Annotated in this window: 16 protein-coding genes; 11 read left to right on the top strand and 5 right to left on the bottom strand. The window is 71.7% G+C overall.

Going from position 1 to position 16,125, the window contains the following annotated elements:
* Positions 1 to 29 precede the first annotated feature (29 nt).
* The 5 genes from GA0070561_RS20195 to GA0070561_RS20175 all read left to right on the top strand — a co-directional run bounded on the left by GA0070561_RS20195 (position 30) and on the right by GA0070561_RS20175 (position 2,611).
* A complete protein-coding gene (locus tag GA0070561_RS20195; RefSeq protein WP_141710410.1) occupies positions 30 to 254 on the top strand; it encodes a hypothetical protein in 225 nt (74 codons plus the stop codon).
* A 105-nt stretch (positions 255 to 359) separates the two neighbouring features.
* Positions 360 to 761, top strand: coding sequence for a helix-turn-helix domain-containing protein (locus GA0070561_RS20190; protein WP_091403075.1), 402 nt, complete (start codon positions 360 to 362; stop codon positions 759 to 761).
* Between the two features lie 35 nt (positions 762 to 796).
* The gene (locus GA0070561_RS20185) at positions 797 to 1,216 is read left to right on the top strand and encodes a VOC family protein (protein ID WP_088952055.1); all 420 of its coding nucleotides are present in this window, start codon (positions 797 to 799) and stop codon (positions 1,214 to 1,216) included.
* 10 nt (positions 1,217 to 1,226) lie between these two features.
* Positions 1,227 to 1,898, top strand: a complete 672-nt coding sequence (locus GA0070561_RS20180; protein ID WP_091403073.1) for a DUF998 domain-containing protein — start codon at positions 1,227 to 1,229, stop codon at positions 1,896 to 1,898.
* A 68-nt stretch (positions 1,899 to 1,966) separates the two neighbouring features.
* Complete coding sequence (locus tag GA0070561_RS20175; RefSeq protein ID WP_091403071.1) at positions 1,967 to 2,611, top strand: histidine phosphatase family protein; 645 nt, start codon at positions 1,967 to 1,969, stop codon at positions 2,609 to 2,611.
* Here GA0070561_RS20175 and GA0070561_RS20170 read toward each other — a convergent pair.
* On the bottom strand, positions 2,599 to 3,138 hold the full coding sequence (locus GA0070561_RS20170; RefSeq protein WP_112625724.1) for a hypothetical protein: 540 nt from the start codon (positions 3,136 to 3,138) through the stop codon (positions 2,599 to 2,601). The two genes, GA0070561_RS20175 and GA0070561_RS20170, sit on opposite strands and share 13 nt — an antisense overlap.
* Positions 3,139 to 3,304: 166 nt before the next feature.
* Here GA0070561_RS20170 and GA0070561_RS20165 point away from each other — a divergent pair, with 166 nt between their 5' ends.
* The 5 genes from GA0070561_RS20165 to GA0070561_RS34320 all read left to right on the top strand — a co-directional run bounded on the left by GA0070561_RS20165 (position 3,305) and on the right by GA0070561_RS34320 (position 9,834).
* Complete coding sequence (locus GA0070561_RS20165) at positions 3,305 to 5,692, top strand: M4 family metallopeptidase (RefSeq protein WP_091403065.1); 2,388 nt, start codon at positions 3,305 to 3,307, stop codon at positions 5,690 to 5,692.
* 220 nt (positions 5,693 to 5,912) lie between these two features.
* Entirely contained in the window at positions 5,913 to 6,680 is a 768-nt protein-coding gene (locus tag GA0070561_RS20160; RefSeq protein WP_091403062.1) for an enoyl-CoA hydratase/isomerase family protein, read from the top strand.
* Between the two features lie 149 nt (positions 6,681 to 6,829).
* Positions 6,830 to 7,411: a hypothetical protein gene (locus GA0070561_RS20155; RefSeq protein ID WP_141710409.1), complete on the top strand. Its 582-nt coding sequence runs from the start codon at positions 6,830 to 6,832 to the stop codon at positions 7,409 to 7,411.
* A 173-nt stretch (positions 7,412 to 7,584) separates the two neighbouring features.
* Positions 7,585 to 8,112 (top strand): hypothetical protein, encoded by a 528-nt coding sequence (locus GA0070561_RS20150; RefSeq protein WP_141710408.1) that lies wholly within the window; start codon positions 7,585 to 7,587, stop codon positions 8,110 to 8,112.
* 78 nt (positions 8,113 to 8,190) lie between these two features.
* On the top strand, positions 8,191 to 9,834 hold the full coding sequence (locus GA0070561_RS34320) for a serine/threonine-protein kinase (RefSeq protein ID WP_244166332.1): 1,644 nt from the start codon (positions 8,191 to 8,193) through the stop codon (positions 9,832 to 9,834).
* 70 nt (positions 9,835 to 9,904) lie between these two features.
* On the opposite strand, the gene GA0070561_RS20140 is transcribed toward GA0070561_RS34320, so the two are convergent.
* The 4 genes from GA0070561_RS20140 to GA0070561_RS20125 form a co-directional block, all read right to left on the bottom strand.
* On the bottom strand, positions 9,905 to 10,348 hold the full coding sequence (locus tag GA0070561_RS20140) for an HNH endonuclease (RefSeq protein ID WP_091403053.1): 444 nt from the start codon (positions 10,346 to 10,348) through the stop codon (positions 9,905 to 9,907).
* A 232-nt stretch (positions 10,349 to 10,580) separates the two neighbouring features.
* Positions 10,581 to 11,789: a hypothetical protein gene (locus GA0070561_RS20135; RefSeq protein WP_091403050.1), complete on the bottom strand. Its 1,209-nt coding sequence runs from the start codon at positions 11,787 to 11,789 to the stop codon at positions 10,581 to 10,583.
* A gap of 67 nt (positions 11,790 to 11,856) precedes the next feature.
* On the bottom strand, positions 11,857 to 13,410 hold the full coding sequence (locus GA0070561_RS20130; protein ID WP_091403047.1) for an FAD-dependent oxidoreductase: 1,554 nt from the start codon (positions 13,408 to 13,410) through the stop codon (positions 11,857 to 11,859).
* A gap of 24 nt (positions 13,411 to 13,434) precedes the next feature.
* Positions 13,435 to 13,923, bottom strand: a complete 489-nt coding sequence (locus tag GA0070561_RS20125) for an MSMEG_6728 family protein (RefSeq protein ID WP_091403045.1) — start codon at positions 13,921 to 13,923, stop codon at positions 13,435 to 13,437.
* A gap of 95 nt (positions 13,924 to 14,018) precedes the next feature.
* On the opposite strand from GA0070561_RS20125, the gene GA0070561_RS20120 reads away from it, so the two are divergent.
* A complete protein-coding gene (locus GA0070561_RS20120) occupies positions 14,019 to 16,043 on the top strand; it encodes a potassium channel family protein (protein WP_244166330.1) in 2,025 nt (674 codons plus the stop codon).
* Positions 16,044 to 16,125: the final 82 nt, after the last annotated feature.

Here is a 16,125-nt window from a genome sequence, read left to right as displayed (position 1 = left end):
GCGACGTCTGCCGGAACCCCTCGTCGCAGGTGAAGACGTACACCGTCAGCGTCGGTGACCGCACCGGCATCACGGACCGCTGCGCCGCGCACTCCGAGGAGTTGGAGGCGATCCTGACTCGGAACGTCCCCTACTCAGAGGAGTTGGAGGCGCTCCTGTCGCCCGATGAGCGCCCGTTCGGGCGTCGCCGGGGTAGGCGGGGCACGCAGGTGGTGGACATGGACGAGGTCGAGAAGGCCAAGGGACAGCAATAGCCCCCGCCCTGGCGAGAGGCAGCCGGGGGCGAAACGCTACCCGGCTGGACGACGGGTGCCCGGCGGTAACCTGGGGCCGGGCAGCGAGCAAGGCGAGGCGGGCCGATGAGTCGGGCGGTGGAGGAGTCGAACCGGGCGATGCTGCGCGCCCGGGACGCGATGGACCGGGCGTACGCCGAGCCTCTGGACATTCCCGCGTTGGCCCGGATCGCGCACGTCTCGCAGGCGCACTTCATCCGTACCTTCCGGGCCACCTTCGGGGAGACCCCGCACCGCTATCTGCAACGCCGCCGGGTGGAGCGGGCGATGTCGTTGCTGGTGGAGACCGACCGGGACGTGACGGACATCTGCTACGCCGTCGGCTTCGGCAGCCTGGGCACGTTCAGCCGGACGTTCCGACAGATCGTCGGGGAGTCCCCCTCGGATTTCCGGCGTCGACGCGTCGCGCCGGCCAACGTGCCGTCGTGCTTCACCAAAGCCTGGACCCGACCCAGCAGTTTTGGATAAGCCGCAGGTCACGGTCTACCTCTAGCGTCATGGGCATGACGATGAACGCGATCAGCCGCTCCCAGATCTACGTCCTCGACCAGGACGCCGCGCTTGACTTCTACGTCAACAAGCTCGGCATGGAGGTCAACACCGACCAGGACCTCGGCTTCATGCGGTGGCTCACTGTCAACCTGCCCGGCGACCCGGAGCGCGAGATCCTGTTGGAGAAGCCGGGCCCGCCCGCGCTGGACCCGGCCACCGCCGAGCAGGTCCGGGAGCTGCTCACCAAGGGTGCCCTCGGCGGGTACCTCTTCATGACCACTGACGACGCCCGCAAGACGCACGAGGATCTTGTGGCGAAGGGCGTCGAGATCACCGACGAGCCGACTGAGCGCCCGTACGGGATCGACTTCGGCATCCGGGACCCGTTCGGCAACCGGATCCGCATCGGCCAGATGTTCCCCCGGGCGTAGGGGGCGGGCGATGAGCCAGGCTGCGGCGTTTCCCGTGGTACGACCGACCGCCGTCGGTCGGGACCGCCTGCTGTTGCTGGGCGGGGTGCTCGCTGGCCCGATCTTCGTCGGCTCGGCGATGGTGCAGGCGGCGACCCGGGACGGCTTCGACTTCCGTCGCCACCCGGTCAGCGTGTTGAGCACCGGCGAGCTGGGCTGGATCCAGATCGTCACGTTCCTGGTCACCGGGGTGCTCTGCGTGCTGGCCGCCCAAGCACTGCGCCGCCGTACCGGCGAAGGCGGCGGATCGGTCTGGCTGCCCCGACTGCTCGCGCTGTACGGCCTGGGCCTGGTCGGGGCGGCGATCTTCAGCGCCGACCCGGCCGACGGGTTCCCGGCCGGTACGCCTCGGGGCGCCGGTGAGATCAGTTGGCACGGGGGTCTGCACTTCCTGGTGGCGGCGGTCGCCTTCGTGTCGCTGATCGTGGCAACGGTGGTGGCCGCCCGTCGGGCCGCACGGCAGGGGGCGCGCGGTCGAGCCGCGTACAGCCTGGTGACCGGGATGTTCTTCGCGGTGGCCTGGGTGACGCTGATCGCCCGGCCGGCACCGGCCGTGATGGTGGCGTTCGGCCTGGCGGTGACGGCCGGCTGGCTGTGGGTGTCGATTACCTTCGCGCGGGCGGCGTCCGGTCGGGTCGACTGAGCCGACGGCCGCAGGACCGGGAGGTACGGGGTCGAACTCGTACCTCCCGGTGTGTTGAGGTGGGGGTCATGGTGACCCGGTTGCTGTACCTGACCCGACACGCCGAGCAGGATCTCTCCGAGCCGAGTGGACCGGATGCCGGCGAACCGGATACCGGCCTGTCGGAGCGCGGCCGGCGGCAGGCCACCCTGCTGGGCGAACGCCTGCGGGCCCGGCGGTTCGCCGCCGTTCACCACGGGCCGCTGCGCCGGGCCGCGCAGACCGCCGAGCTGGTCGCCAAGTCGCTGCCCGACGTTCCGGTGTACGAGACGGAGCTGGCTGGCGACCACCTCCCGCACGACACGGATCCAGCTGGCCTGCCGCCCGCGTACGTCGAATTCCTGACGCAGTTCTCGGCGGCCGAGCGGGTCGACGGGCCGCGAGTGACGGCGGACGCGGTGCGGCGGTTCGCCGGCCCGGTCGCCGAGGGGCCCGCCGGCGGCGAACCGGTCCGCGAGCTGGTCGTGACGCACAGCTTCCTGATCGCCTGGCTGGTGCGGCATGCCCTCGACGCGCCGGAGTGGCGGTGGCTGGGTATGAACTCGCACAACGCGGCGCTGACCGTCATCCGGTACAGCGCGGCCGGCCCGCCCAGTCTGATCGCCGTCAACGACGTGGCCCACCTACCGCCGGAGCTGCGGGGCACCGGCCTGCCCCCGGACTACCTGGTGTGAGTGCCGGTGGCCCGTAGCAGCAGCTTGACCAGGTCCTGTGTGACCGGCGGCGGGGGCGCCTCGGACGGGCAGTCGACGTACCCCGTCTCGATCGTGCCGACGGTGACCCGGTAGGTGAAGACGTCCGCACAGTTGGTCGGACTGGTCGTCTGGCGCGCCTCGGCGGCCAGCCGGGGGTCGGCGGCCAGAGCTGTCAGTTGACCCAGGTCGGCGGGGGCGAGCCGACCGGTACGCCGACTGCCGGCCCGGTCCACCGCGGTCCACTGACCGTCCGGCTCGACCGTCACGGCGTCACCGCGGCCGGCGAAGCCGCCGGAGCTACGTAACGTCACCCGTGCGGACGCGCCGCTGGTCTCGGCGCCGCCGGTGGTGGGGGCGGTGGTCGGAAGCGGGGTGCCGGTCGGGCCGGGAGCGGTGGTGACCGGGGGTTGACTCGGGGCGGTGGGGGTGCCGTCGGCGCTGGTGCAGCCGGTCAGGAGGGCAACCAGCAGCGCGACCGTGACGCCCGCTGTCGAGGTGGGTCTCATGGTCGTCGGACGCATGGTCCGCAGCGTCGGTTCCCTTGTCAAGAGCCTCATCCGAACGGCCACTGTCGATGGCGGGAAGTTGCCTGGGGCTTCTTTCTGGGTCATTCATAGATCAGTATGCATGCGTGACCACCCCCGTCACACTCTTCTCCTTTCAGGAGGGCACGTGAAAAGAGCTCTTGCCGCCGTCAGTTCAGTGCTGCTCACCAGCGGCCTGCTGACCGGCGTCGTCACCCCGGCGCATGCGGCCCCGCCCACCTCTCCCGCGCCGGACGCCTCCGCCGTGGCCCGAGCGGCATCCGTCCTACGAGCGAACCCCGGCGCCGTCCAGGGTTCGAGCGCCGAGTCCTACCAGGTGCACAGCACCAAGGTGGACGCCACTGGTGCCGCGCACACCCGCTACACCAGGACCTACCACGGCCTGCGGGTGTACGGCGGTGACTTCGTCATCCACACTGCGCCGAACGGCACGTACGCCGGCAGTTCGGTCGGTTTGGCCGCGCCGCTGACCCTCGCCACCTCGGCCAGGACCACCGCGGCGGCCGCGAAGAAGGCCGCCAGTGCCCGGTTCGCCGGTAAGGCCGAGGCGGTGGGCACACCGGAACTGTTCGTCGACGCCAGCTCCGGCACGGGCCGGCTGGCGTGGGAGACAGTGGTCAGCGGGTGGCAGCCCGACGGGCAGACCCCCTCCCGGCTGCACGTGATCACCGACGCCGCCACCGGCGCGACAGTCGGGTCGTACGACGAGATCGAGTCGGTGGTCGGCAGCGGCCAGGGCATCTACACCGGCACGGTCAGCATCGACACGACGCTCTCCGGCAGCACGTACCAGATGATCGATCCGTCGCACGGCAACGGCCGTACCTGCGACATGAACAACGGCACGTCGACCTGCACCACCTTCACCGACGCGGACAACGCGTGGGGCACCGGTGCCAACTCCAACCGGCAGTCCGCCGGCGTGGATGCGCACTTCGGCGCGGCGAAGACGTTCGACTACTTCAAGAACGTGCACGCCCGCAACGGCATCTTCGGCAACGGCTCCGGCGTGCCGAGCCGGGTGCACTACGGCAACAACTACGTCAACGCCTTCTGGGACGGCGCCCAGATGACCTACGGTGACGGCTCCAGCAACTCCCGCCCCCTCGTCTCGCTGGACGTGGCTGGGCACGAGATGAGCCACGGTGTCACCGAAGCGCTGGCCGGCCTGGTCTACTCCGGCGAATCCGGCGGCCTCAACGAGGCCACCAGTGACATCTTCGGCAACATGGTGGAGTTCTACGCCGCCGCACCGAGCGACCCGGGCGACTACCAGGTCGGCGAGAAGATCAACATCAACAACAACGGCACGCCGCTGCGCTACATGTACAACCCGTCGCTGGACGGCTCGTCCGACAGCTGCTGGTCCACCAGCACCAAGAACAAGGACGTGCACTACTCCTCCGGCGTGGCCAACCACTTCTTCTTCAACCTGGCCGAGGGCACCGGCGCTACCTCGTACGGCACCTCGCCGGTCTGTGGTTCCGCCCCCGCGGTGACCGGCATCGGCCGGGCCAAGGCCGAGAAGATCTGGTTCCGGGCACTCGACGTCTACTTCACCTCCAACACGGCGTACGTCAGCACCAGCAACCCGGCGAACACCGCCCGCGCCTACAGCCTGCGGGCGGCCACCGACCTGTACGGCAGCTGCTCCACCGAGTACAAGGCCGTACAGGCAGCCTGGACCGCGGTGAACGTGGCCGGCAGCGACTCCGCCTGCTCGACCGGCAACGACTTCTCGGTGTCGCTCTCGCCGACCGCCGGTTCGGTGAACCCGGGCAGCTCCGCCGCCACCACCGTGTCGACCGCCACCACCAGTGGCTCGGCGCAGACGGTGACGTTCTCCGCGTCCGGCCTGCCCAGCGGGGCGAGCGCCGCGTTCAGCCCCGCCTCGGTGACCTCGGGCGGCTCGTCCACCCTCACCATCAGCACCTCGGCGAGCACCCCGGCCGGCACGTACTCGATCACCGTCAACGGTGCCGGCGCGGTCACCCGCAGCGCCACCTACCGGCTGACCGTGAACGGCGCCGGTGGCGGTTGCACCGCGCCGGGTCAGAAGCTGGCCAACCCGGGCTTCGAATCCGGCGCGACCGGCTGGACGGCAAGCTCCGGCGTCATCACCAACTCCAGCAGCCAGGCAGCCCGCACCGGGTCGTACAAGGCATGGCTGAACGGGTACGGCAGCACCCGCACCGAGACGCTCGCCCAGTCGGTGAGCCTGGCGGCCGGCTGCGCGTCGTACGCCCTCAGCTTCTGGTTGCACATCGACTCCGCCGAGACCACCAGCAGCGTCGCCTACGACAAGCTCAACGTGCAGGTGCTCAACTCGAGCGGAACCGTTCTGGCCACCCTGGCGACCTACTCGAACCTGAACAAGGCCACCGGCTACAGCCAGAAGTCTTTCTCCCTGGCCGCATACGCCGGCCAGACCGTCAGCCTGAAGTTCACCGGAACCGAGGACTCCTCGCTCCAGACGTCCTTCGTGGTCGACGACACCGCGGTCACCGTCTCCTGACCTGACCACGAGCCCAGCGACCCGCACAGTGGTCGCTGGGCTCGCCGGTGCCGGCAATCTTGGACTGTTTCCGTTCAGCGCCGACGGAAACAGTCCAAGATTGCTTCGGGCAGTCCGCGTGGTCTGACCAGTCGCCGCGCCGTTAGTGTCGCCGCACCGGCGCGCGGCGCCGGCGGCCAGATCGGCGGCGTCGCTCCAGGTGGCGCGGGAAGGGGCGGACGTGTCGGACGCGGAGTTGACCGTCGAGGTGACCGGACCGGTCGCCACCGTTGTCATCAGCAACCCAACCCGGCGCAACGCGATGACCGCGGCCATGTGGCGTCAGCTCCCCGAACTGCTCGACCGGCTGGAGCCCGACCCCGACGTACGGGCGTTGGTGCTCACTGGCGCCGGCGACGCCTTCTGTGCGGGTGCCGACCTCGGTGACCTGGCCGAGCTGCTGGACGCCGGTGACGCCAGCATCGCGGTCGCCGCCGAGGAGCGGCTGGCCCGGTTCGCCAAGCCGACGATCGCGGCCATCCGGGGCGCCTGCGTCGGCGGTGGGGCTCAACTCGCGGTCGCCTGCGACCTGCGGATCGCCGCGGACAACTCCCGCTTCGGCGTACCGCCGGCCCGGCTCGGGCTGGTCTATCCGGCACCGACGACGCGGCGGCTGGCCCGGCTGGTCGGCCCGTCCGCCGCCAAGCATCTGCTGTTCACCGCCGAGATGATCGACGCCGAGCGCGCCCTGCGGATCGGCCTGGTCGACGAGGTGCTGTCGGCCGACCGGCTCGCGCCACGGGTGGACGAACTGACCGCGACGATCGCCCAGCGGTCGCCGTTGAGCATCGCCGCCGCGAAGGAGATCATCGAGGAGCGGGCCGAGCCCGCGCGGATCGCCTGGTGGCACCGGAAGGTGACGACGACCGGCGAGGCCCGCGAGGGGGTGGCGGCGATCGCCGAACGCCGGCAACCCCGCTTCGCCTGGCGGCCACCGACCGGCGACTGAGCGCCTCGGCTATCGCGGGTGCCATGACAACCGCAGAGCCACCCGGGCCAATGTTGAACACTGCGGGGCCCCGGGCGCGAGACAGCTGATCGCGTTTGTCGTACGACCGTCGATGGGTATCCCGGGACCAACCAGGGTCGGGGGCCTTCATGGAGATGGTGACTTCACCGCAGAGCCGCAGTCGTCGGCGGCTGATGCTCGTAGTACTGCTGTCGGTTCTGGCGGCTGCCGTCATCGTCGGCGCGGTCGTGGTCGGCCGCGACACCGGCATCCTCGACGGCGCCCCGCCGGCCTGGGCGAACACTCTCGGCGGCGTCCTGCAACTCGCCGGGCTCGCCCTGACGATCGCCACGATCGTCTGGCTGGTGCGCAGCGGCCGGTTCCGCGCCGACCGCGGGTCGTCGCTGCGGCGGCTGAGCCCGTTGGGCATCCGGAGCCTGCAGCAACAGGTCAGGCGGGGCACGCCCCAGGACGATGCGGACTTCGGACTACTCCGGGCCACCGCGCAGATGATGATCAACCAAAGCTGGTACTCGCTGATGCTGGTCGGTTTCGTGATCACCAGCTTTGGTCAGGCGCTGCTGAAGTTCACACCGCTGTTCACCGGTCTTTTCGCCGTACTGGCGGCGCTGGGCGTCGGTGCCGTCGCGTTCGCCTTTCGTGATGCCCGTCTGGCCAAGGCATTCCTCCGCGCCCATCCGGCGCCGGAAGGGCAGGAGTCGCACGACTGACGCGGCTCACCGCAGTATTCGGCAACCTCGACCACCCGACCGGCGGTGGACAAGCGTTTGGGCCGCCGCCGTCGATGGGTAGCTCCGATCCACACGGTGATCGGGGGACCACTATGGACGCGACAGCGATGACTCCGGACCGGGCCGGGCGGAAACAACGGCGACTCCGTCTGATGCTCGGGCTCGTGCTGCTGCCCGCCGTGGTCGGCGCGCTCGCGGTCGGCGTCGCGGTGGGTGGCCAGAACAGCGGCATCTTCGACGGTGACCCGCCGCGCTGGGCCGGTAATCTCGGACGCGTTCTGGTGATTCTCGGAGTCATCGTCGAGGTGGTGGCTGTCGTCTGGGTCGTACGCACCGGGCGCTACCGGGCTGCCCGACAGTCCCCGTTGCTGACCTTGAGCTGGTCGCACCGTCGGCGGCTGGCGGGGCAGGTTCGACGCGGCACACCCGAGGCCGACGAAGACCCGGCCCTCCTCGTGGAGACCGCCCGACAGCTCGCCGGCCAGCGCTGGTTCGTGGTGCTGGTCGCCGGGTTGGCGATGACGAGCGTCGGCCAGGCATTCCTGGGGTTCGCGCCGTTCTTCGCGGTGATCGGCGGGTTGCTACTGATGATCTGGGCGGTGCTGACCGTGTCGGTCCTCCGAAACGCCCGTCGGGGCGAGGCGTTCCTGCGAGACCGCCCGGATCTGAGCGGACGGTAGCCGCAAGCCGGTCCCACTCATCGCGATATTTCGATCCCGGGTAGCCGGTTCTCGGGCCGGTACGGCAGGCTGTCCGTTGTGCAGCGTGATCAGTTGCTTGCGGGCCGCTACCGGCTCCTGGAGCGCCTCGGCAGTGGCGGCATGTCGGCGGTGCACCGGGCGTACGACGAGGTGCTCGAACGGGACGTGGCGGTGAAGGTGATGGTCGCCTCGGACACCAACGCCCGACAGCGGATCCGAGGCGAGGCCAAGGCCGCGGCCCGGCTGTCGCACCCCCACGTCACAAGCGTCTACGACTACGGCGAGTCGGTGCTGGACGGTGCCCAGGTCCCGTTCGTGGTGATGGAGTTGCTCGGCGGTCACACCCTCGAACACCGGCTGGTGGTCGGGCCGTTGCCGCCGCGCGCCGGTCTGCGGGTGTGCGCCGAGGTGGCCTCGGCCCTCACCGCCGCGCATGAGCAGGGGTTGGTGCACCGCGACATCAAGCCGGGCAACGTGATGCTCACGCCGACCGGCGCAAAGGTGCTCGACTTCGGCATCGCGGCAGCCGCCGGCGCGCCGGAGATCGACTTCGAGGGGCGGTTGCTGGGCACGCCGGCGTACCTGGCGCCGGAGCGGTTGGAGGCCGGCGAGGTGCTGCCGGCCAGCGACGTGTACGCCCTCGGCCTGCTGCTGCACCGGGTGCTCACCGGCCGGTTGCCGTGGCCCGCCAAGGCGCAGAGCGGGATGCTCCGCGCGCACACGCACGTCGAGCCCGACCCGCTGCCCCCGATCGACGGCGTACCGCCCGAGGTGCACCGGCTCTACCGCTGGTGCCTGGCCGGCGATCCCGCCGACCGACCGTCGGCGGCCGACGCTGCCCGCATATTGCTCGCCGCCGCCAGCGGGACCGCCCCCGAGGCGGCTGCCGTTGCCGCTGCCTCGGCGGCAGACGTCGCCGCGACCGGCCCCGAATCGACCGGTGCCGAAACCAGAGCCGCGCCAACCGGCACCGAGCAGACCGGCACCGAGCAGACCGAGGCCGAGCCGACCGGCACCGAGCAGACCGGGGCCGGACTGACCGGCACCGAGCCGACCGAGGCCGAGAAGAGCGGCACTGGGCCGACCGGCACTGGGCCGACCGGCGATTCGGCGGTGCGGATGAGGCGCGGGCCGTGGCGTCGGGGGCGAGCCATTCTGACGGTCGGCGGAGCCGTGATCGCCGCGGTGGCGCTCGCCGGGTCGCTCGGGGACTTCAGCAATCGTCGACAGGGACAGAGCGCCGCGCCGACCGGTAGCGGTCCGGGCACCACCACGGTGGGGATGCCCCGCACCGAGGAGCCGACTGACACGGCCGATGCCGGACCGTCCGCCGTACCGCCGACCAGGAACACCGCGCCCGCTACCCGGATCAGCCCCCCGGTCGGTCCGGGCGGGACAGTGGTCCCAGGCCCGACGACCGCCACTTCTGGCCCGACCCCGACCAGGCCCGCGCCGACTCCCACCGCTGCCGCCGACGTACCCGTCGACGCGCGCGGCGGGACGGTCACCGCTCGCTGCGTGGGAAAGTCGGTCGAGGTGCTCACTGTGGTGCTTGCGCCCGATTTCCGGGTCGAGCGGTACGACCCGGGGCCGGCCAAGCAGATCGTGGTCGAGCTGACCTCCGCGGAGCACCGCAGCGAGATCCGGGTGCAGTGCCCCAGTGGTCAGCTGCAGCCGAAGGTCAAGGAACGCGCCGTCTGATCGGAGGCCGGCGGGTGCCGCGTCCGGGACGTACCCGGGACGCGGCCCCCCGTTCCCGCCGGCCGGTCCGTCACCGCCCGGCCAGCGCCGCCCAGCCCGGGTTCACCGGCTCCCGACGCAGCGGCATGCCCGCCTCCGCTGGCGTCCGGTCCCCCTTGCGCTGGTTGCAGGCGTAGCAGGCGGCGGTGGTGTTCCGCCAGGTGTTCCGGCCGCCGCGCGAGCGGGGCAGGATGTGGTCGATGGTGGAGGCCGGGCCGCCGCAGTACGCGCAGCACCGGTCGTCGCGGCGCAGCACACCGGCGCGCGACCAGGCCGGCCCGGAGTTGAACCTCCACCGGGTGACCACGAAGCGGACCAGCCGCACCACCCGGGGCATCGGGAAGACCCCGATCACCCGGTCCGGCTCGGCCTCGTGGATCTCGGCCACCCGGCGGCAGAGCATGCGGACAGCGTGTTGAACGGTGACCCGGTGCAGCGGGCCGAGGTCGGCGTTGATGACGAGGACGGCGTCCACCGGGATCTCCCTCCGTGCAGATGACGAACAAGGCGACGAGGAGCGGACAGCAAGAAGCCGCCCGGTCCGGCTGTCGGACGGGGCGGCTCAGCGCGTACGGGTACGCGTCAGTCGGGCCGGCCCGCCCAGGGACCTTCCGCTCGGTAACCGTCACCGGGCAGCGTCGACAGCACGGTGCTGACGTGCCACGTCGTCATGAGCTGCTCCCGCGGTGGTGGTTGACCTTGCGCGCTCACGGTAGGTCGACCCGGGAGACGCGAGCAACGTATTTCGATCGGCCGGCCTCGTCGGGACGCCGCTGGCGACGGGTGCGGGGAGCTGCCTTGGCCGAGACCTGGGCGGTGGTCAGCGGCCGGTTCAGCCGCAGGGCCATCCGTGCGGTGAGTTCGCTGTCCAGCAGCGGCCGGTTGACCTCACCGGCGACGGCGAGGGCGGGCCCGGAGACCGACCGCCAGATCGCGGCCAGCCCGGCGCCGAGGCCCACCAGGGCGACGGTGGCCCGGGTGGTCGGTGAGCCGGCGGCCGCGGCGGCACTCACCCCGACGACCGCGAAGAGCACCAGCAGCAGGGGTACGAGCACCGGCCAGAAGATGCCCCGGGCCGCCTGCGCCACCAGTCGCCGGTCTCGGATGATCAGGTTCCTGGCGATCACCGCGTAGTCCTCCTCGTCGAGCAGGTCGCGCGGGTGCAGGCCGCCGGTGAGCACGTCGCGCCAGAGGTCACCCTGGCCGCGCAGCGCCCGACTCAGGGTGGCGGGCGTCGGCTCGGTCGGGTCCCCGTGGCCGGCGCGGTCGACAGCGCTCGCCCAGGCGGCCAGCGAGCGGCGCACCACCGCGGCCGAGTACGGCGGCAGCACGCTGGCCAACTCGTCCAGCCATCTGCTGATCTGCACCTGCCGGCCGCCGAACTGCCGCAGCAACTGCGTGACGTCGCCGGCTCGGACGGTGTCGGCCACCGATCGGCCCAGTCGGTAGGCCAGCCCGACCCGGTGGTTGGCGGCCATCGCCCAGCGCAGCACCTCCACGTTGAGGTCGTCGAGGGCGAGCAGCAGCGGCACCGGGTCGGCGGGGTCGGGCTGGCCCAGGTCGGGGAGCAGGGCCCGGGCGGCCGACGTGTCGGGTACCGGCCCGGTGTGCCGGGTGAGGTCGGCGATCTGGGCCAGGGCGACGTCCACCCCGTCGAGGTACATCCGCATCCGACGGTGGGCGGACATCTCGGTGAGGTTGGAGAGTTTGGCCGGCGGTACGGCCGGACGGGCCTCGACGAAGGCGCGGGGCTCCGCGTGCTGTCCGTGGTGGTAGGCGTCCGCCATCCACCAACCCAGCCGGAGCGCGGTGACGATGCAGGCGCGCTCGTCGCGGATCAGCGGGTACGCGTCGTCGCGGCCGATCTCGTCGATCGACGAACCGGTCTCCGCGCCGGCGCGGTGCAGTGGTGACATCTCCCGCTGCCCTCCCGCCCGGCCGATCGACGGTTGATCATTCGAGCGTACGGCAGCGTACGGTGGCTTATGTTGTTTTTTGTCGTTTTGGCCCGATGCGACCGGCCAGCAGTCCACGCGGTCGGATCGAGCGCACCGGCTCGGCCGCGCCACCCTCCGCGCGCAGGATGTGGTTCGCGGCGATGATCCCGGTCGCCGCCGAGCGTTCCATCAACGCGCTCGGGAAGTCCGTCGCGATGCCGTCGCCGGCCAGGTAGAGGCCGTTCGCGTCGGTGCGTACCCCCGGTCGCCAGGCGTGGCTGCCCGGCGTGAACGCCGGCGCCTGCGCCTCCACCCGGGCCCGCAGCTCGCGGACCCGCAGGTCGCCGGCCTCCGGCCAGAGCGCGACCAGCTCGCGGCGCATCCGCTCGGCCAGTTCCTCGGCCGGCACGCCGGGCTCGCAGGCGTACGCGTGCAGCTCGACGACCGACCCGCCGGTCCGCTGCGCCCAGCGCCGCGGCTCGTTCTCCAGCCGGTGGTAGAGCGTCACCGAGTCCAGAGTGGGCTGGCGGGACACGCCGCTGAACACCGCCCGCTCGGCGGCCACGTCCCCGTCACACCAGTACCGCGCCACCGCGTACGGCGGGCCGGGGGTGCCGAAGGCCGGCATCCGTGCCGTCAGCTCGGGTGCCTGCTCGGCCAGGTCCGGGGAGGCCGCCACCAGCGCGGCGAGCGCCGGCGGGTCGACGGCGAGCACGACGTGACCCGCCGGATGGCTGCCGCCGTCGGTGGTCGTCACCCGCCAGCCCTCGGCGTCGCGGTGCACTCCGGTGGCGGCGCAGCTGGTCAGGACCCGGCCGCCGTGCTTCTCCACGTGCCGGGTCAGCGGCTCCCAGATCGCCGTGGCGTAGTCCTCGTCGGGGCAGTCGAAGGCCAGCCCCTCCGGGTTGCCGAGCAGATAGAAGTGGAACTGGGCGACCATCTCGGCGGCGGACATCTCCGCCTCGTGGTTGAAGAACGAGTGCGAGAAGACCTCGAACAGCATCGCCCGCGCCCGGTCCGGCAGTCGCAGCGACGCCAGCAGGTCGTCGGCTGTGGTGTCGTCCAGCTCGGCGTAGGTGCGCACCGGGTCGTAGCTGAGCAGCGGCAGCGCCGCGTCCCGGTCCATCAGTCGCAGGTCGGCCAGGCGCAGGCTGGGGCTGCGCAGCAGCAGCGCCAGCAGGTTCGCCGGCGGCGCGGGCGGCAACCTGCCGAACTCCTCGGTAGGCCACTGCTCGCTGAGAATCGGGTAGCCCGGAATGGGCTTGAGGAAGCCCAGGTCACTGTCGATCCGGCGGAGGATGGACCGCCAGTTGTAGTACTGCCGGAAGAACGCATGGAAGCCGTGCTCGTTCTGCTGGCTGCCGTCTGCGAGCGCCTCCGGCCAGGCGCCCAGTCGACCGCCGAGGGTGGGTGCCGCCTCCAGCACCGTGACCGCCACACCCCGCTCGGCCAGCACCACCGCCGCCGACATCCCGGCGATGCCGCCACCCACCACCAGCGCCGTGGTCGGTCGCGGCACCCGGTCGGCGCCACCGCCGCCCGGGTCCACCTGGTGCTGCCGTACGCCGATCAGCCGACCTACCACTTGCGACAGCGCCATGGGCTCAGTCTGCCCCACCTTGGATCAGTCGGCTGGTAAGCAACGGCGGGGACGGTCGGAGGCGGGCCAGACGTACTCCAGATCCTCCGGCACGTCGTCGCCGAACAACGGGCGGTAGTGCGTCGGGTCCTTGCGCAGCAGCGACGAGCGGTGACTCAGGTGCAGGTCGTCGCGGCCCAGCCACGGTGGCAGCTCACCGGCTCGGGCCAACTCGTCCTGGGTTCGGATCACGCCGGCCCCGCAGGCGGCGGCGAGGTCGACGGTCATCGTGGTGGCGCAGGTGTCTGCCCGCCCCGGCTCGGTCCAGACCGCGCACATGTCCAGCCCGTAGCGGACGAGCGCCTCCTCGTACCCGGCCCACATCTTCACCGCCGGGTGGTTGCGCCAGCCGTACCCGGGTCGGGTGAGTCCACGCAGCACCTGGATGGCCTCCACCCGCTGCTTGCCGAGCCGCTTCTGGTCCAGCGTGCGGGCGCTGGCCAGAAAGCCCGGGTACGGGAGGAACGTCTGCATGTCGCTGCTCTACCCGTCGCCGGAGCGGACATACCTGGTCCTGGGATGATCCGGACGGGGTCGCCCACCGTGGCCGTGCTGATTACGATCCGGGCATGGCGGAGCCGTGGCGGGACCGGGCGCGACGGGCGGTCGAGTGGAACTGGCGGCTGCGGTCCGTCGGTGATCCGCGCCCGCACTACGTGATCTGTGGCAAGGACGCGCTCGCCTACTACGTGGCCCGGGCGATGCTCGAATCCGAGCTGCCGACGGGTGGGGCCCGGGTGACCGTGGTGGTGCCGGAGCGTTACCGCAGCAACGGGCCGGACGTGGCCGGGCTGCGCGGCGTTCGCGTGGTCCGCTCGGATCGGCTGGACGTGGCCACCTTCGAGGCCGCCGGTCTGGCCGGCGCGACGGGGCTCGCCCTGTTGCACCAGGACGACGTTGGCAACCTGCACGCCGCGCTCTGCGCCCAGGCTGTCGACCAGCGGGTCCGCCAGGTGCTGCGGATGTTCAACGGCACTCTCGCCGACGGCGTACGCAAGCTGCTCAAGGCCCCGGTCGAGGTGCTCTCCGACGCCGAGATGGCCGCGCCGGCCTTCGTGGCCGCCGCGCTCAACGAGGTCGACCCGAGTTCCTTCCAGCATCGGGACAAGACGCTGCGGGTGGCGCGGCGGGCCGACGTCCGACCGCAGGACGTGGTCTGTGCGTTGGCGCACCTCAGCGAGACGCGGGGGGTGGAGCTGCTGCCGGCCGAGCAGGCCGGCGCCGACCTGGTGCTCGCCGAGGCGACCGGTCAGCCACCGGCCACCGAGGTCGCCGCCCGCCGGTTGGTCCGGGCACGTCGGCGGCGTCGTCCGGTCGCGGTGGTCCTGGGGGCGGTACGTGGCTTCGCCACCCGCAAGATCGGGATAGCGGTGATGGCGGTGCTCGCGCTGATCGCGGTGCTGGGGGCGCTGATCTCCCGGGCCGAGGACGTCTCTCCGCTGGAGGCGCTGTACCTGACGTTGGTCACCACGCTCAGCGGCGCCGACCCGGACACCACCAAGGCGGCGGACGCCCAGATCATGCAGGTGGTGCTCAACCTGGCCGGGTTGGCGCTGATCCCACTGATCACCGCCGTCGTGGTGGACGGCATCGTCAACGCCCGGCTGGCCCTGCACACCGGCCGCCTGCAACCCGCGCGGGTCGGGCACGTGGTGGTGATCGGCCTGGGCAACGTCGGCACCCGGGTGATGGCGCAGCTGCGCGAGTACGACGTCGAGGTGGTGGCGATCGACAAGGATCCGGAGCCGCGCGGCGCCGCCCTGGCCCGCCAACTGGAGGTGTCGCTGATCGTCGGCGACGCGGCGTTGCCGGAGACGCTGGTCGCCGCCTCGGTGGCCGACTGCCAGGCGCTGGTGGTGGCGTCCACCGACGACGTGGCCAACCTGGAGGCGGCGCTCGCCGCCCGCGACCTCCGCGCCGACCTGCGCGTGGTGCTTCGGCTATTCGACGGTGACTTCGCCGAACGGGTGGAGGAGACCTTCGCGCTCGGCGTGTCCCGCTCGGTCTCCTACCTGGCCGCCCCGGCCTTCATCGGGGCGCTCACCGAACGCGCCGTGATCAGCACCATCCCGGTCGACCGGCACGCGTTGCCGGTCGCCGAGGTGCCGGTCGCCGCCGGCTCCGAGTTGGACGGCCGACCACTGGGTGTGGTCAACCGGGACGGACAGGTCCGGCTGATCGCCCGCACCCCGGCGGGCGGCGCCAAGACCATCTGGTGGAAGGACCTCGATCCCCGGCAGGTGATCTTCGCCGGCGACCGGCTGACCGTCGTCGCCCGGCGGCGCGGGTTGGACTGGCTGACGCGGCAGTGCGCACCGCCCGCCTCGGCAAAGGTGACCATTCCGCAGGGACAGGTGGGTTCGGTGCCCCGGCCCGTGCCCGCCCAGTCGGGCGCCGTTGTGGCCGGGCCCGTCGCTGGCGAGGAGCCGTCTGCATCGGCGGCGTTCACCGGGTCGCTGCCCGGGTCGACCGATTGGGGGGTCGCCGCCTCGGCCCCCGACGCGACGGGGCAACCGGCGGGTCGCCCCGCGTCTACCAGCGGTAGTGATCCTCAAACCCGAACGAGCGAAGAGCAGCGACCAGAAACCGTTTGATCGCCACGCGTCCGGCTGCCCGACGAGCCGCTGGCCCTCGACGCTCCGCGCCAGGCATGTCTGGCTTTTGACTGGTATACCT

Origin of the sequence: Micromonospora saelicesensis (genome assembly GCF_900091575.1) — a bacterium.
GTDB lineage: Bacteria > Actinomycetota > Actinomycetes > Mycobacteriales > Micromonosporaceae > Micromonospora > Micromonospora saelicesensis.
This window is presented reverse-complemented; position numbering and strand designations above follow the sequence as displayed.

Bases quoted from the DNA above. Each gene is read 5' to 3' on its own strand.
- GA0070561_RS20170 (WP_112625724.1), bottom strand. From the start codon at position 3,138: ATGAGACCCACCTCGACAGCGGGCGTCACGGTCGCGCTGCTGGTTGCC.
- GA0070561_RS20125 (WP_091403045.1), bottom strand. From the start codon at position 13,923: ATGCAGACGTTCCTCCCGTACCCGGGCTTTCTGGCCAGCGCCCGCACG.
- GA0070561_RS20180 (WP_091403073.1), top strand. From the start codon at position 1,227: ATGAGCCAGGCTGCGGCGTTTCCCGTGGTACGACCGACCGCCGTCGGT.
- GA0070561_RS20135 (WP_091403050.1), bottom strand. From the start codon at position 11,789: ATGTCACCACTGCACCGCGCCGGCGCGGAGACCGGTTCGTCGATCGAC.
- GA0070561_RS20150 (WP_141710408.1), top strand. From the start codon at position 7,585: ATGCTCGGGCTCGTGCTGCTGCCCGCCGTGGTCGGCGCGCTCGCGGTC.
- GA0070561_RS20190 (WP_091403075.1), top strand. From the start codon at position 360: ATGAGTCGGGCGGTGGAGGAGTCGAACCGGGCGATGCTGCGCGCCCGG.
- GA0070561_RS20120 (WP_244166330.1), top strand. From the start codon at position 14,019: ATGGCGGAGCCGTGGCGGGACCGGGCGCGACGGGCGGTCGAGTGGAAC.
- GA0070561_RS20155 (WP_141710409.1), top strand. From the start codon at position 6,830: ATGGAGATGGTGACTTCACCGCAGAGCCGCAGTCGTCGGCGGCTGATG.
- GA0070561_RS20185 (WP_088952055.1), top strand. From the start codon at position 797: ATGACGATGAACGCGATCAGCCGCTCCCAGATCTACGTCCTCGACCAG.
- GA0070561_RS20175 (WP_091403071.1), top strand. From the start codon at position 1,967: ATGGTGACCCGGTTGCTGTACCTGACCCGACACGCCGAGCAGGATCTC.
- GA0070561_RS20130 (WP_091403047.1), bottom strand. From the start codon at position 13,410: ATGGCGCTGTCGCAAGTGGTAGGTCGGCTGATCGGCGTACGGCAGCAC.